At 63.4% G+C, this 12,742-nt stretch carries 12 protein-coding genes; 7 read left to right on the top strand and 5 right to left on the bottom strand.

Features of this window, described 5'->3' with window-relative positions; genetic code table 11:
- Positions 1 to 129 precede the first annotated feature (129 nt).
- Together APH27_RS09575 and APH27_RS09570 are read left to right on the top strand one after the other, a co-directional pair.
- Positions 130 to 1,071, top strand: a complete 942-nt coding sequence (locus APH27_RS09575) for an AEC family transporter (protein WP_027920239.1) — start codon at positions 130 to 132, stop codon at positions 1,069 to 1,071.
- A 57-nt stretch (positions 1,072 to 1,128) separates the two neighbouring features.
- Positions 1,129 to 2,490, top strand: a complete 1,362-nt coding sequence (locus APH27_RS09570) for an amino acid permease (RefSeq protein ID WP_060484662.1) — start codon at positions 1,129 to 1,131, stop codon at positions 2,488 to 2,490.
- Positions 2,491 to 2,766: 276 nt separating this feature from the next.
- Here the strand turns inward: APH27_RS09570 and APH27_RS09565 are convergent, their stop codons facing one another.
- From APH27_RS09565 to gatC, 5 genes are all read right to left on the bottom strand, one after another.
- Positions 2,767 to 3,810: a calcium/sodium antiporter gene (locus APH27_RS09565; RefSeq protein ID WP_060484661.1), complete on the bottom strand. Its 1,044-nt coding sequence runs from the start codon at positions 3,808 to 3,810 to the stop codon at positions 2,767 to 2,769.
- Between the two features lie 72 nt (positions 3,811 to 3,882).
- Positions 3,883 to 4,257 (bottom strand): septal ring lytic transglycosylase RlpA family protein, encoded by a 375-nt coding sequence (locus tag APH27_RS09560; protein ID WP_027920236.1) that lies wholly within the window; start codon positions 4,255 to 4,257, stop codon positions 3,883 to 3,885.
- A gap of 137 nt (positions 4,258 to 4,394) precedes the next feature.
- A complete protein-coding gene (gatB, locus tag APH27_RS09555; protein WP_027920235.1) occupies positions 4,395 to 5,840 on the bottom strand; it encodes an Asp-tRNA(Asn)/Glu-tRNA(Gln) amidotransferase subunit GatB in 1,446 nt (481 codons plus the stop codon).
- 11 nt (positions 5,841 to 5,851) lie between these two features.
- Complete coding sequence (gatA, locus tag APH27_RS09550; protein ID WP_060484660.1) at positions 5,852 to 7,303, bottom strand: Asp-tRNA(Asn)/Glu-tRNA(Gln) amidotransferase subunit GatA; 1,452 nt, start codon at positions 7,301 to 7,303, stop codon at positions 5,852 to 5,854.
- A gap of 15 nt (positions 7,304 to 7,318) precedes the next feature.
- A complete protein-coding gene (gene gatC / locus APH27_RS09545) occupies positions 7,319 to 7,606 on the bottom strand; it encodes an Asp-tRNA(Asn)/Glu-tRNA(Gln) amidotransferase subunit GatC (protein WP_027920233.1) in 288 nt (95 codons plus the stop codon).
- A gap of 204 nt (positions 7,607 to 7,810) precedes the next feature.
- Here gatC and mreB point away from each other — a divergent pair, with 204 nt between their 5' ends.
- The 5 genes from mreB (at position 7,811) to rng (ending at position 12,699) form a co-directional block, all read left to right on the top strand.
- A complete protein-coding gene (mreB, locus tag APH27_RS09540) occupies positions 7,811 to 8,848 on the top strand; it encodes a rod shape-determining protein MreB (protein WP_003255163.1) in 1,038 nt (345 codons plus the stop codon).
- A 192-nt stretch (positions 8,849 to 9,040) separates the two neighbouring features.
- A complete protein-coding gene (gene mreC, locus APH27_RS09535; protein WP_371262705.1) occupies positions 9,041 to 10,054 on the top strand; it encodes a rod shape-determining protein MreC in 1,014 nt (337 codons plus the stop codon).
- Complete coding sequence (gene mreD, locus APH27_RS09530; protein ID WP_027920231.1) at positions 10,054 to 10,542, top strand: rod shape-determining protein MreD; 489 nt, start codon at positions 10,054 to 10,056, stop codon at positions 10,540 to 10,542. The genes mreC and mreD overlap by 1 nt, the downstream gene beginning before the upstream one ends.
- A gap of 33 nt (positions 10,543 to 10,575) precedes the next feature.
- Positions 10,576 to 11,187 (top strand): nucleoside triphosphate pyrophosphatase, encoded by a 612-nt coding sequence (locus APH27_RS09525; RefSeq protein ID WP_060484659.1) that lies wholly within the window; start codon positions 10,576 to 10,578, stop codon positions 11,185 to 11,187.
- Positions 11,188 to 11,241: 54 nt separating this feature from the next.
- A complete protein-coding gene (gene rng / locus APH27_RS09520) occupies positions 11,242 to 12,699 on the top strand; it encodes a ribonuclease G (protein ID WP_027920229.1) in 1,458 nt (485 codons plus the stop codon).
- Positions 12,700 to 12,742: the final 43 nt, after the last annotated feature.

Below are 12,742 nucleotides of genomic sequence, written 5' to 3'. Positions count from 1 at the left end.
GCGGGTTTACTCGCGAAGAGGCCGGCACAGTTAGAAAGTTCTTTGTAGTCCACCACGATCCCCGCATTTCCTGACGCGTTGGCGTATCATTAGCCGCCTAACGGCAACCCCCATCAGGACTGCTTGCGCATGCTCGCCCTTCTCATCCAGACGCTGAACATCACGGCGCCCGTCTTCGCCATGCTGTTCATGGGCGTGCTGCTCAAACGCATCCACCTGATCGACGACAACTTCAACCGCGTCGCCTCGCAGTTGGTGTTCAACGTCTGCATGCCCGCGTTGCTGTTCCTCGGCATCTACCATGCCGACCTGGCCACGGCGGTGCAGCCCAAGGTCATCCTCTACTTCGTTGCCGCCACCCTGGTCGGCTTCGCAGTCTCCTGGGGCATGGCCATCTGGCGAAGCCCGTTGGCCGACCGGGGCATCTACACCCAGGGTGCGTTTCGCGGCAACAACGGTGTGATCGGCCTGGCCCTGGCCGCCAGCCTCTATGGCGATTACGGCATTTCCCTGGGGGCGGTGCTCGCCGGCCTGGTGATCCTCATGTACAACTCGCTGTCGTCGGTGGTGCTGGCGGTGTACAGCCCGGACCTGAAGTCCGACCCCTGGAGCATTTGCAAGAGCATCTTCAGCAACCCGCTGATCATCAGCGTGCTGGTGGCCACGCCGATGGCCTACGGCCAGGTACCGCTGCCCAACTGGCTGCTGACCTCGGGCGACTACCTGGCGCAGATGACCCTGCCGCTGGCGCTGATCTGCATTGGCGGCACCCTGTCACTGGCGGCGCTGCGCGACAGCGGCAAGCTGGCCGTCGATGCCAGCCTGGTGAAGATGGTCTGGCTGCCGCTGATCGGCACGCTGGGTGCCTGGCTGTGCGGCTTCCGTGGTGCCGAACTGGGTATCCTGTTCCTGTACATCGGCAGCCCGACGGCGGCAGCCAGTTATGTCATGGCTCGTGCAGCCAACGGCAACCATGAATTGGCGGCGTCGATCATCGTGATCACCACGCTAATGGCTGCGATCACCACCAATATTGGTATTTTCATCTTGCAGTGGGGCGGATGGATCTAGATCCTTGACTGCAAAACAACAGCAACAACACTGCCTCACTGAGCCAAAGGACACTTCATGCAAGACCAGAGCACGCCCGAGCAGTTGAAGCGCGGGCTGAAGAATCGCCATATCCAGCTGATCGCGCTGGGTGGTGCCGTTGGCACCGGGCTGTTTCTGGGCATTGCCCAGACCATCCAGCTGGCCGGCCCCTCCGTTTTGCTGGGCTACGCCATCGCCGGCCTGATGGCCTTCTTCATCATGCGCCAATTGGGTGAGATGGTGGTCGAGGAACCGGTCGCCGGCAGCTTCAGCCACTTCGCCCACCAATACTGGAGCGAGTTCGCCGGGTTCGTCTCGGGCTGGAACTACTGGGTGGTGTACGTGCTGGTCGGCATGGCCGAACTCACCGCCGTGGGTATCTATGTGCAGTACTGGTGGCCAGAGTTTCCGACCTGGGCCACCGCGGCGATCTTCTTCGTGGCGATCAACCTGATCAACCTGACCCAGGTGAGGGTCTACGGCGAGATGGAGTTCTGGTTCGCCCTGGTCAAGGTGGTGGCAATCGTCAGCATGATCGGCTTCGGTGCCTGGCTGCTGGCCAGCGGTCACGGTGGCCCGGATGCCAGCGTGGCGAACCTGTGGCAATACGGCGGGTTCTTCCCCAATGGCGTGACCGGGCTGGTGATGGCGCTGGCGGTGATCATGTTCTCGTTCGGTGGCCTGGAGCTGGTCGGTATCACCGCTGCCGAAGCCGACAATCCGCGCCAGAGCATCCCCAAGGCGACCAACCAGGTGGTCTACCGCATCCTGATCTTCTACATCGGCGCCCTGGCCGTGCTGCTGTCGCTGTACCCCTGGCAGAACGTGGTGCAGGGCGGCAGCCCGTTCGTGATGATCTTCCACGAACTGGACAGCGACCTGGTGGCGACCATCCTCAACATCGTGGTACTGACCGCGGCGCTGTCGGTGTACAACAGCTGCGTGTACGCCAACAGCCGCATGCTGTTCGGCCTGGCCAGCCAAGGTGATGCACCGCGTCAGTTGCTCAAGGTCAGCCGCAGCGGCGTGCCACTGACGGCGTTGGGCGTTTCGGCCTTTGCGACCGGCATGTGCGTGCTGATCAACTACCTGATGCCCGGTGAAGCGTTCGGCCTGCTGATGGCCCTGGCGGTGTCGGCGTTGGTGATCAACTGGGCCAGTATCAGCATTACCCATCTTAAGTTCCGCAAGGCCAAACTGGCGGCGGGGATTACCCCGTTCTACCAGAGCTGGGGGCACCCGCTGACCAACTACCTGTGCCTTGCGTTCATCGTGCTGATTCTGGTGGTGATGTACCTGACTCCGCCGATTCGCATCTCGGTGATGCTGATTCCGGGGTGGATTGCGGTGTTGTGGGTGGCCTTCAAACTTAAGAAATCTCGCCAGGTTCGTCGTTAGATTTGTATTGCCTGTGAGATCGAGCGCCGCCCGCGCGGCGCATCGCGGATGAATCCGCTCCTACATCTGTTGCAACGTACCGAACCTGTTACGCCATGGTTGCCCGCCTTGGCGCATGTCGTGAGTCTTGCAAGCAGGCTGACAACCATGGCCTGACAGGCATGGCCACGTTGCAACAGATGTAGGGGCGGATTCATCCGCGATGCGCCGCGCGGGCGGCGCTCGGTCTCACAGGCGACACAAGGCCCAAGGCATGCACCTGCGGGTATCACTCCATCAATGCTGCCGCCGCCAGGCACGCACAGTGGTATAGAGCAACACCACACCCAGCACCGGCAGAACGTAGAACAGCATCAACCGCTCCAGGCGGCCAGCCAGTGGCATGCCCATGGTAAAGGCCGCCACATGCAGGGCGTAGACCAGGTACAGGCAGAGGAACATCAGCCCCTCGGCGCGGGTGATGCGATAACCGGAATAGAACACCGGCAAGCTCAGCGCGGCGACGCCAAGCATCACTGGCAAGTCGAAGGCCAGTGCATTGGGTGAGATGGTCAGTGGCTCGGGGGTAATCAGCGCGGTCAGGCCGAGTACTGCGAGCAGGTTGAACAGGTTGCTGCCGACCACTGTGCCGACTGCAATCTCCCGCTCACCTCGAATGGCGGCGATCAGCGCGGCGGCAAGCTCAGGCAGGGATGTACATACCGCGACCACGGTCAGGCCGATGACCCGTTCGGACAGGCCCAGGTCGGTCGCCACTTCGATGGCTGCTTCCAGCAGCAGGTGCCCAGCCAGGCTCAGCAGGCCGAGGCCGAACAGCACCTGCAGCAGCGTCCCGGACCAGAAGCGCCCGGCACTGGCCGCCCCGGCATTCGGCGCCGGATAGGTGCGGGCATAGTTGCGCGATTGATGCCACAACATGGCCAGGTAGCCCGTCAGGGCAAGCAACAGCAGCAACCCTTCGGCCCGGCCCAGGTGGCCGTTGGCACAGAGCGCATAGACCAGGCCGCTGGCGGCAATCATCAGCGGGATGTCCAGGCGCACCAGCTGGCGTGAAACCCGCAACGGGATGATCAGTGCCGCCAGGCCGAGGATGACCAGCACATTGAAGATGTTGCTACCGATTACGCTGCCCACGGCCACGTCGGGCGCACCCTGGTAGGCGGCCTGCAGGCTCACGGTCAGCTGCGGTGCAGTACTGCCGAAGGCCACCAGGCTCAGACCGATGATCAATGGCCGTACGCGCAGCCGCCCGGCCAGGCGCAGCGCCGCGCGCACCAGCAGTTCGGCGCCGGCGATCAGCAGCAGCAGGGCGACGCCCATTTGCAGCAGGCTGAAGGTTGGGAGGGTGGCGAGGTCGAAAATGGTGGGGCTCCAGTCAGGACGGGTGTCAGCTCAGTCGCTCAGACCTTGTACCCGGACGCGCGCCGTTCCGCTACGGAGCATGCCGATTTTTTCTGCTGCGGCACGTGACAGGTCGATCAGCCGGCCGCGGGTATGCGGGCCTCGGTCGTTGATGCGCACTACCACGCTGCGGTCGTTTGCCAGGTTGGTGACCAGCACCCGGCTGCCAAAAGGCAGGCTGCGGTGGGCGGCGGTGAGGCCGTGCTGGTTGAACGGTTCGCCGCTGGCGGTGCGTTTGCCGTGGTGGCGTGAGCCGTAGTAGGACGCGGTTCCGGTTTCATTGTAACCGCGGGGGTCGATGTCATGGCTGGCGCAGCCGGCCAGGGCAGAGAAGAGGGCGAGGGTGGTCAGGGATCGTTTTAGCAATTCGGATGCTCCGGTGCTGCTAGTGGGGCCGCTGTGCGGCCCATCGCGGATGAATCCGCTCCTACACGCGTGTCGCGATGCCTTGTAGGAGCGGATTCATCCGCGATCGAGGGCAAGGCCCTCGCCGCGTTTTCAGCTCACCCTTCGAGCTTGGCCTTGAGCAATTGGTTCACCTGCCCCGGGTTGGCCTTGCCTTTGGAGGCCTTCATCGCCTGGCCAACGAAGAAGCCGAACATCTTGCCGCGCTTGGCCTCGTCGGCGGCGCGGTACTGTTCGACCTGCTCGGCATTGGCGGCGAGCATCTCGTCGAGCATCTTGTCGATCGCACCGGTGTCGGTGACCTGCTTGAGGCCGCGGCTGGAGATGATGCTGTCGGCATCGCCTTCACCGGCGGCCATGGCCTCGAACACGGTCTTGGCGATCTTGCCGCTGATGGTGTTGTCGCGAATGCGCAGCAGCATGCCGCCCAGGTGCGCGGCGCTGACCGGCGCCTGGTCGATCTCGATGCCCAGCTTGTTCAGCAGGCTGCCCAGCTCGACCATTACCCAGTTGGCGGCCAGTTTGGCGTCGCCACCGATCTTGACCACTTCTTCGAAGTAGTCCGCCTGCTCGCGGCTGGAAGCCAGCACGTTGGCGTCGTAGGCCGACAGGCCGTACTGGCTCTGGAAGCGCTCGACTTTCTGTGGCGGCAGCTCCGGCAGGCCGGCGCGGACGGTTTCGAGGAAGCTGTCCTCGATCACCACCGGCAGCAGGTCCGGGTCGGGGAAGTAACGGTAGTCGTTGGCTTCCTCCTTGCTGCGCATGGAGCGGGTCTCGTCCTTGTTCGGGTCGTACAGGCGAGTTTCCTGCACCACCTTGCCGCCGTCCTCGATCAGGTCGATCTGGCGCTGGATCTCGCTGTTGATCGCGCGCTCGATGAAGCGGAACGAGTTGACGTTCTTGATCTCGCAGCGGGTGCCGAACTCGGCCTGGCCTTTCGGGCGGATCGACACGTTGCAGTCGCAGCGCAGCGAGCCTTCGGCCATGTTGCCGTCACAGATACCCAGGTAGCGCACCAGTGCGTGGATCGCCTTGACGTACGCCACGGCTTCCTTGGCGCTGCGCATGTCCGGCTCGGAGACGATTTCCAGCAGTGGCGTGCCGGCACGGTTCAGGTCGATGCCGGTGGAGCCGCTGAAGTCTTCGTGCAAGCTCTTGCCAGCATCTTCTTCCAGGTGCGCGCGGGTGACGCCAATGCGCTTGATGGTGCCGTCTTCGAGGGCGATGTCCAGGTGGCCCTTGCCGACGATCGGCAGGTCCATCTGGCTGATCTGGTAACCCTTGGGCAGGTCGGGGTAGAAGTAGTTCTTGCGCGCGAACACGTTGCGCTTGCCGATCTCGGCATCGATTGCCAGGCCGAACATGCAGGCCATGCGCACGGCTTCCTGGTTCAGCACCGGCAGGACGCCGGGCATCCCCAGGTCGACCAGGCTGGCCTGGGTGTTCGGCTCGGAGCCGAAGGTGGTGGCGCTGCCGGAGAAGATCTTCGACTGGGTGGCCAGCTGGGTATGAATCTCCAGCCCGATCACAACTTCCCATTGCATGTGTGAATTCCTCAGAAGCCGTTAGGGGCGCGGGTGTGCCAGTCGGTGACTTGCTGGTAACGGTGCGCGACGTTGAGCAGGCGGCCTTCCTGGAAGTACGGGGCCAGCAGCTGCACGCCGACCGGCAGGCCATCGACGAAGCCGGCTGGCATCGACAGGCCCGGCAGGCCCGCCAGGTTGGCGGTGATGGTGTAGACGTCTTCCAGGTAGGCGGCGACCGGGTCGCTGCTCTTGGCGCCAAGTTTCCAGGCCGGGTTCGGCGTGGTCGGGCCGAGAATCAGGTCGACATCGTTGAAGGCGGCCATGAAGTCGTTCTTGATCAGGCGGCGAATCTGCTGCGCCTTGACGTAGTAGGCATCATAGTAGCCGGCCGACAGGGCGTAGGTGCCGACCATGATGCGGCGCTGCACTTCTGCGCCGAAGCCTTCGCCACGGGAGCGCTTGTACAGGTCGGTCAGGTCTTTCGGCGCTTCGCAGCGGTAGCCGAAGCGCACGCCGTCGAAACGCGACAGGTTGGACGAGGCTTCGGCCGGGGCGATCACGTAGTACGCCGGAATGGCGTGCTGCATGTTCGGCAGGCTGATTTCCTTGACCACCGCGCCGAGCGTTTCCAGTTCCTTGACGCTGGCCTGGACCAGTTCGGCGATGCGCGGGTCGAGGCCGGCACCGAAGTACTCCTTCGGCAGGCCGATGCGCAGGCCCTGCAGCGAGCCATTAAGGCCGGCGCTGTAGTCCGGAACCGGCTCATCGATGCTGGTGGAGTCCTTGGCGTCGAAGCCGGCCATGCCTTGCAGCAGCAGGGCGCAGTCTTCGGCGGTACGCGCCAGCGGGCCACCCTGGTCGAGGCTGGAGGCGTAGGCGATCATGCCCCAGCGCGACACGCGACCGTACGTCGGCTTGAGGCCGGTGAGGTTGGTCAGTGCCGCCGGCTGGCGGATCGAGCCGCCGGTGTCGGTGCCGGTGGTGGCCGGCAGCAGGCGCGCGGCAACGGCCGCGGCCGAACCACCGGACGAGCCGCCTGGGACGTGCTCGAGGTTCCACGGGTTCTTCACCGCGCCGTAGTGGCTGGATTCGTTGGCCGAACCCATGGCGAATTCGTCCATGTTGGTCTTGCCCAGGGTGACCATGCCGGCTTCGGCCAGCTTGGCGACCACGGTGGCGTCATACGGCGCCTTGAAGTTGTCGAGCATCTTGGAGCCGCAACTGGTGCGTACGCCGAGGGTGCAGAACAGGTCCTTGTGGGCGATCGGCGCACCCAGCAGCGCACCGGTCTCGCCAGCGGCGCGACGGGCGTCGGCGGCACGCGCCTGGCCCAGGGCCAGCGCTTCGGTGACGCTGATGAAGCTGTTGATCTGTGGGTCGATCTGCTTGACGCGCGCCAGCAAGGCGCCGGTCAGCTCTTCGGAGGAAAACGACTTGTCGGCGAGTCCGCGAGCGATCTCGGCCAGGGTCAATTCATGCATGGCAGGCTCTATCCCTTACTCGATGACTTTCGGAACCAGGTACAGACCGCTTTCGGTCGATGGTGCGATGGCCTGGTAGGCCTCGCGCTGGTTGCTTTCGGTGACCTGGTCGGGACGCAGGCGCTGGCTGGCCTCCAGGGGGTGGGCCAGGGGCTCGATGCCGTTGGTATCGACCGCTTGCATCTGGTCGACCAGGCCGAGAATGCTGTTCAGGGCGTCAGTAATGCGTGGCAGTTCGCCGTCATTCAGGCCCAGGCGGGCCAGATGGGCGATCTTTTCCACGTCGCTGCGTTCAAGCGCCATGGTGATCTCCAGGGGAAACAAAGAACGGAATAGGGTCCGCGGTGAGGAACATGTCAGCATTTTGGCGGTCTAACGGCCGCGATCATCTGCTGGCGTGCTCGGAAAAACAGCCAATTTAACATATTGGCTCCTTGCCCAAAATCCCTGCCATTGTTAGAGTTTGCCGCACTTTTTTACCCACGCTTTCCCCAGGGTCACTTTCCCATGTTCAAGAAACTGCGTGGCATGTTTTCCAGCGATCTTTCCATCGACCTGGGGACTGCCAACACCCTTATTTACGTGCGTGAGCGCGGTATCGTCCTGAATGAGCCCTCGGTTGTTGCCATCCGTACCCACGGCAACCAGAAAAGCGTCGTCGCCGTCGGTACCGAAGCCAAGCGCATGCTGGGCCGTACGCCAGGTAACATTGCTGCCATTCGTCCGATGAAGGACGGCGTCATCGCCGACTTCAGCGTTTGTGAAAAAATGTTGCAGTACTTCATCAACAAGGTTCACGAAAACAGCTTCCTGCAGCCCAGCCCTCGCGTGCTGATCTGCGTGCCGTGCAAGTCGACCCAGGTAGAGCGCCGCGCCATTCGCGAGTCGGCCCTGGGCGCCGGTGCCCGGGAAGTGTTCCTGATCGAAGAGCCAATGGCCGCTGCCATCGGCGCCGGCCTGCCGGTCGAAGAAGCCCGTGGCTCGATGGTTGTCGATATCGGTGGTGGTACCACCGAAATCGCACTGATCTCGCTGAACGGTGTGGTGTATGCCGAGTCCGTTCGTGTTGGCGGCGACCGCTTCGACGAAGCCATCGTCACCTACGTGCGCCGCAACTACGGCAGCCTGATCGGCGAATCCACCGCCGAGCGCATCAAACAGGAAATCGGCACCGCCTACCCGGGTGGCGAAGTACGCGAAGTCGACGTGCGCGGCCGTAACCTGGCCGAGGGCGTGCCTCGCGCCTTCACCCTGAACTCCAACGAAGTCCTGGAAGCCCTGCAGGAATCCCTGGCTACCATCGTCCAGGCGGTCAAGAGCGCCCTGGAGCAGTCGCCGCCGGAGCTGGCCTCCGACATCGCCGAGCGCGGCCTGGTGCTGACCGGTGGTGGCGCATTGCTGCGTGACCTCGACAAGCTGCTGGCCCAGGAAACCGGCCTGCCGGTGATCGTCGCCGAAGACCCGCTGACCTGCGTCGCCCGTGGCGGCGGTCGCGCCCTGGAGATGATGGACAAGCACGCGATGGACCTGCTCTCCAGCGAGTGATCCCCGCAGCGATAGAGCGCCCGGTTTACAGGTAGCACGCGCAGTGCTACCTGTATGCGCAGGGCTGGCGTCCATTCGGGCGTCGTTTCCGTCAACCCGCAACCAGGCTGGTGCGTTGTCCCATGTCCAATGACCTCCTGAGTCGTCCACGAGGAACGGCCCATTAAACCGCTTTTCTCCAAGGGCCCTTCGCTGGGCGTTCGCCTGCTGGTACTGGTGGTGCTGTCGGTCGCGTTGATGGTTGTCGACGCGCGTTTCGACGTGCTCAAGCCGGTGCGTAGCCAGATGGGCCTGGTGCTCATGGAATCGTACTGGATCACCGACCTGCCGCAGCGCATGTGGCAAGGCGTGGCCGGCCAGTTCGGCAGCCGCACCGAGCTGATCGCCGAAAACGAAAAACTCAAGACCGAAGCCCTGCTGCTGCAGGGGCGCCTGCAGAAGCTGGCGGCCCTGACCGAGCAGAACGTGCGCCTGCGCGAGCTGCTCAATTCCTCGGCGCTGGTCAACGAAAAGGTCGAGGTGGCCGAGCTGATCGGTGTCGACCCCAACCCTTTCACCCACCGCATCCTGATCAACAAGGGCGAGCGTGATGGCGTGTTCCTCGGCCAGCCGGTGCTCGATGCCCGCGGCCTGATGGGGCAGGTGGTCGAGCTGATGCCGTATACCTCGCGCGTCCTGCTGCTGACCGACACGACCCACAGCATTCCGGTGCAGGTCAACCGCAATGGCCTGCGTGCCATCGCCAGCGGCACCGGCAACCCGGAACGCCTTGAACTGCGCCACGTCGCCGACACCGCCGACATCAAGGAAGGCGACCTGCTGGTGAGTTCCGGCATGGGTCAACGCTTCCCTGCCGGTTACCCGGTGGCCACGGTCAATGAAGTGATCCACGATTCTGGCCAGCCGTTCGCCATCGTCCGCGCCATACCTACTGCCGCGCTCAACCGCAGCCGTTACATGCTGCTGGTGTTCAGTGACCGTCGAAGCCCGGAACAGCGCGCCACCGACGCAGCGATTGCCCAGGAAGAAGCCGATCGCAAAGGTACTGGCCAACCCGCTGCCAATGCCGAGCACCCGGCCGCGGCCCCGACCCCGGCGCAGCCGGCTGCTCCGGCAGCTGCGGGTCAGGCACCTGCGGCCCCGGCTGCAGCGCCTGCCAGCCCAGCCGCCGCGCCTGCGGCATCTGCCCATTCACGGAGGCAATGATGGCCAAGTCGCGCCGTAATCACGGTTGGGTCATCTGGCTGACGTTTGCCATTGGCCTGCTGCTCAGCGTTTCTCCCATGCCGCAGTTCCTCGAAGTGTTCCGGCCCATGTGGCTGGCAATGCTGGTGTCGTTCTGGACCTTGAACGTGCCCAGCAAGGTGGGCATGACTACCGCCTTCGTACTTGGCCTGGCCGAGGATGTGCTGTACGGCACCTTGCTGGGGCAGAACGCATTCATCCTGACCCTGATCACGTTCCTTGTGCTGTCGCTACAGCAGCGCCTGCGCATGTTCCCGCTGTGGCAGCAGAGCTTGGTGATCCTGGTGATCTTCGGTATCGCCCAGCTGATCCAGCTGTGGCTCAGCGCGCTCACTGGCAATCGCCTGCCAACCCTGGCGCTGGTCTGGTCAGCCGTGATCAGTGCCTTGCTCTGGCCATGGATCAGTTTCGCCCTGCGCGACCTGCGCCGACGTTTGCATATCAACTGACGGCGCTGCCATCACTGACAGGGAGATGTCTGAATGAAACCCCTCTACCTCGCCTCCGGCTCGCCACGCCGGCGTGAACTGCTCGCCCAGATCGGCGTGCCGTTCACGGTTGTCAGTGCGCCCATCGATGAAACCCCGTTAGCGGGTGAAACCGCCGAAGCCTACGTCGAGCGCCTGGCCCGGGCCAAGGCCGAAGCCGGCCTGGCCACGCTTCAAGGCCCTGCCGTGGCGCTTGGCGCCGATACGGCGGTGGTGCTCGATGGTCGTATTCTCGGCAAGCCAGAAAACCGTGAACATGCACTGACCATGCTGGCGGACCTGGCCGGGCGCGCGCACCAGGTGCTGACGGCCGTGGCTTTGAGCGATGGCCAGCGTTGTGAAAGCCTGTGTGTCAGTAGCACCGTGCATTTTCGTCCTGTCGATGCCGCAGAAGCCGAGCGCTATTGGGCCAGTGGCGAACCCTTGGACAAGGCGGGCGGCTACGCCATTCAGGGCCTGGGTGCGGTGTTCGTCACCGGCCTCGAAGGCAGTTACTCGGCCGTGGTCGGCCTGCCATTGTGCGAAACGGCCACCCTGCTCACCCGGTTCGGTATCGCCTGCTGGCAGGTACCGGCGCTTTTGCCTGAGGTAACAAACCAGCGGTAGCCAGCCTGACACGCGCGATCCATCATTACCGAAGACCTTTGACGAGAGCCTGCCATGAGTGAAGAGATCCTGATCAACATCACGCCGATGGAGTCGCGTGTGGCGGTGGTGGAAAACGGGGTGCTGCAGGAAGTGCATGTGGAGCGCACCCAGCGCCGCGGCATCGTCGGCAATATCTACAAGGGCAAGGTGGTGCGAGTGCTGCCGGGCATGCAGGCGGCGTTTGTCGACATCGGCCTGGAGCGCGCGGCGTTCATCCATGCGTCGGAAATCTCCCAGCGCGAAGGCTCGGCAGTGGAGAACATCACCGCACTGGTGCATGAGGGCCAGGCCCTGGTGGTGCAGGTGACCAAGGACCCGATCGGAACCAAGGGCGCACGTCTGACCACGCAGCTGTCGATTCCCTCCCGTTACCTGGTGTACATGCCACGCAGCAGCCATGTCGGCATCTCGCTGAAGATCGAAGACGAAGCCGAACGCGAACGCCTCAAGCAGGTGGTCAGCGACTGCATGGACAGCGAGAACATCAAGGACGCCGGTGGCTTCATTCTGCGTACCGCTGCCGAGGGCGCGCGGGCCGAAGAAATCCTCCAGGACATCCGCTACCTGCGACGCCTGTGGGAGCAGATTGGCAGCCAGATCCAGACCTGCGGCGCGCCGACAGTCATTTATGAAGACCTTGGCCTGGCCCTGCGTACGCTGCGCGACCTGGTCAACCCGAAGATCGAGAAGATCCGCATCGACTCGCGGGAAACCTTCCAGAAAACCACGCAGTTTGTCGCCGAACTGATGCCGGAAATCGCCGATCGCCTGGAGCACTACCCTGGGGAGAGGCCAATTTTCGACCTTTATGGGGTCGAGGACGAAATCCAGCGCGCCCTGGAGCGCAAGGTACCGCTTAAGTCCGGTGGCTACCTGGTGGTCGACCCGGCCGAGGCGATGACCACCATCGACGTCAACACGGGGGCATTTGTCGGCCACCGCAACCTCGAAGAAACCATCTTCAAGACCAACCTCGAAGCCGCCACGGCAATCGCCCGGCAGCTGCGCCTTCGCAACATCGGCGGGATCATCATCATCGACTTCATCGACATGGAAGACGAAGAACACCAGCGCCAGGTGCTGCGGACCCTGGAAAAGCAGCTGGAACGCGATCACGCCAAGACCAACATCATTGGCATCACTGAGCTGGGCCTGGTGCAGATGACCCGCAAACGCACCCGTGAAAGCCTTGAACAAGTGCTCTGCGAACCCTGCGTCGCCTGCCAGGGCCGCGGCAAGCTGAAAACCCCGGAAACCATCTGTTACGAGATCTTCCGCGAAATCCTCCGCGAGGCCCGTGCCTACCAAGCTGAAGGTTACCGTGTGCTGGCCAACCAGAAAGTGGTCGATCGCCTGCTGGACGAGGAGTCCGGCAACGTTGCCGAACTGGAGGCCTTCATTGGCCGAACCATTCGCTTCCAGGTCGAGTCGATGTATTCGCAGGAACAATATGATGTGGTGCTGCTCTGAGGCATTCTGATACCCACCCAAGAAGGTACTGGCTGGCAAATTC

The organism is Pseudomonas sp. NBRC 111123 (assembly GCF_001320205.1).
Classification (GTDB): Bacteria; Pseudomonadota; Gammaproteobacteria; order Pseudomonadales; family Pseudomonadaceae; genus Aquipseudomonas; species Aquipseudomonas putida_J.
The sequence above is the reverse complement of the archived record's forward strand: the minus strand, read 5'-3'. Positions and strand labels throughout refer to the sequence as shown.

What these genes read in the sequence shown, in the direction of transcription:
- APH27_RS09570 (WP_060484662.1), top strand. Translation starts at nt 1,129, where the DNA reads ATGCAAGACCAGAGCACGCCCGAGCAGTTGAAGCGCGGGCTGAAGAAT.
- gatC (WP_027920233.1), bottom strand. Translation starts at nt 7,606, where the DNA reads ATGGCGCTTGAACGCAGCGACGTGGAAAAGATCGCCCATCTGGCCCGC.
- rng (WP_027920229.1), top strand. Translation starts at nt 11,242, where the DNA reads ATGAGTGAAGAGATCCTGATCAACATCACGCCGATGGAGTCGCGTGTG.
- APH27_RS09525 (WP_060484659.1), top strand. Translation starts at nt 10,576, where the DNA reads ATGAAACCCCTCTACCTCGCCTCCGGCTCGCCACGCCGGCGTGAACTG.
- mreB (WP_003255163.1), top strand. Translation starts at nt 7,811, where the DNA reads ATGTTCAAGAAACTGCGTGGCATGTTTTCCAGCGATCTTTCCATCGAC.
- APH27_RS09575 (WP_027920239.1), top strand. Translation starts at nt 130, where the DNA reads ATGCTCGCCCTTCTCATCCAGACGCTGAACATCACGGCGCCCGTCTTC.
- mreD (WP_027920231.1), top strand. Translation starts at nt 10,054, where the DNA reads ATGGCCAAGTCGCGCCGTAATCACGGTTGGGTCATCTGGCTGACGTTT.
- APH27_RS09565 (WP_060484661.1), bottom strand. Translation starts at nt 3,810, where the DNA reads ATGGGCGTCGCCCTGCTGCTGCTGATCGCCGGCGCCGAACTGCTGGTG.
- gatB (WP_027920235.1), bottom strand. Translation starts at nt 5,840, where the DNA reads ATGCAATGGGAAGTTGTGATCGGGCTGGAGATTCATACCCAGCTGGCC.
- gatA (WP_060484660.1), bottom strand. Translation starts at nt 7,303, where the DNA reads ATGCATGAATTGACCCTGGCCGAGATCGCTCGCGGACTCGCCGACAAG.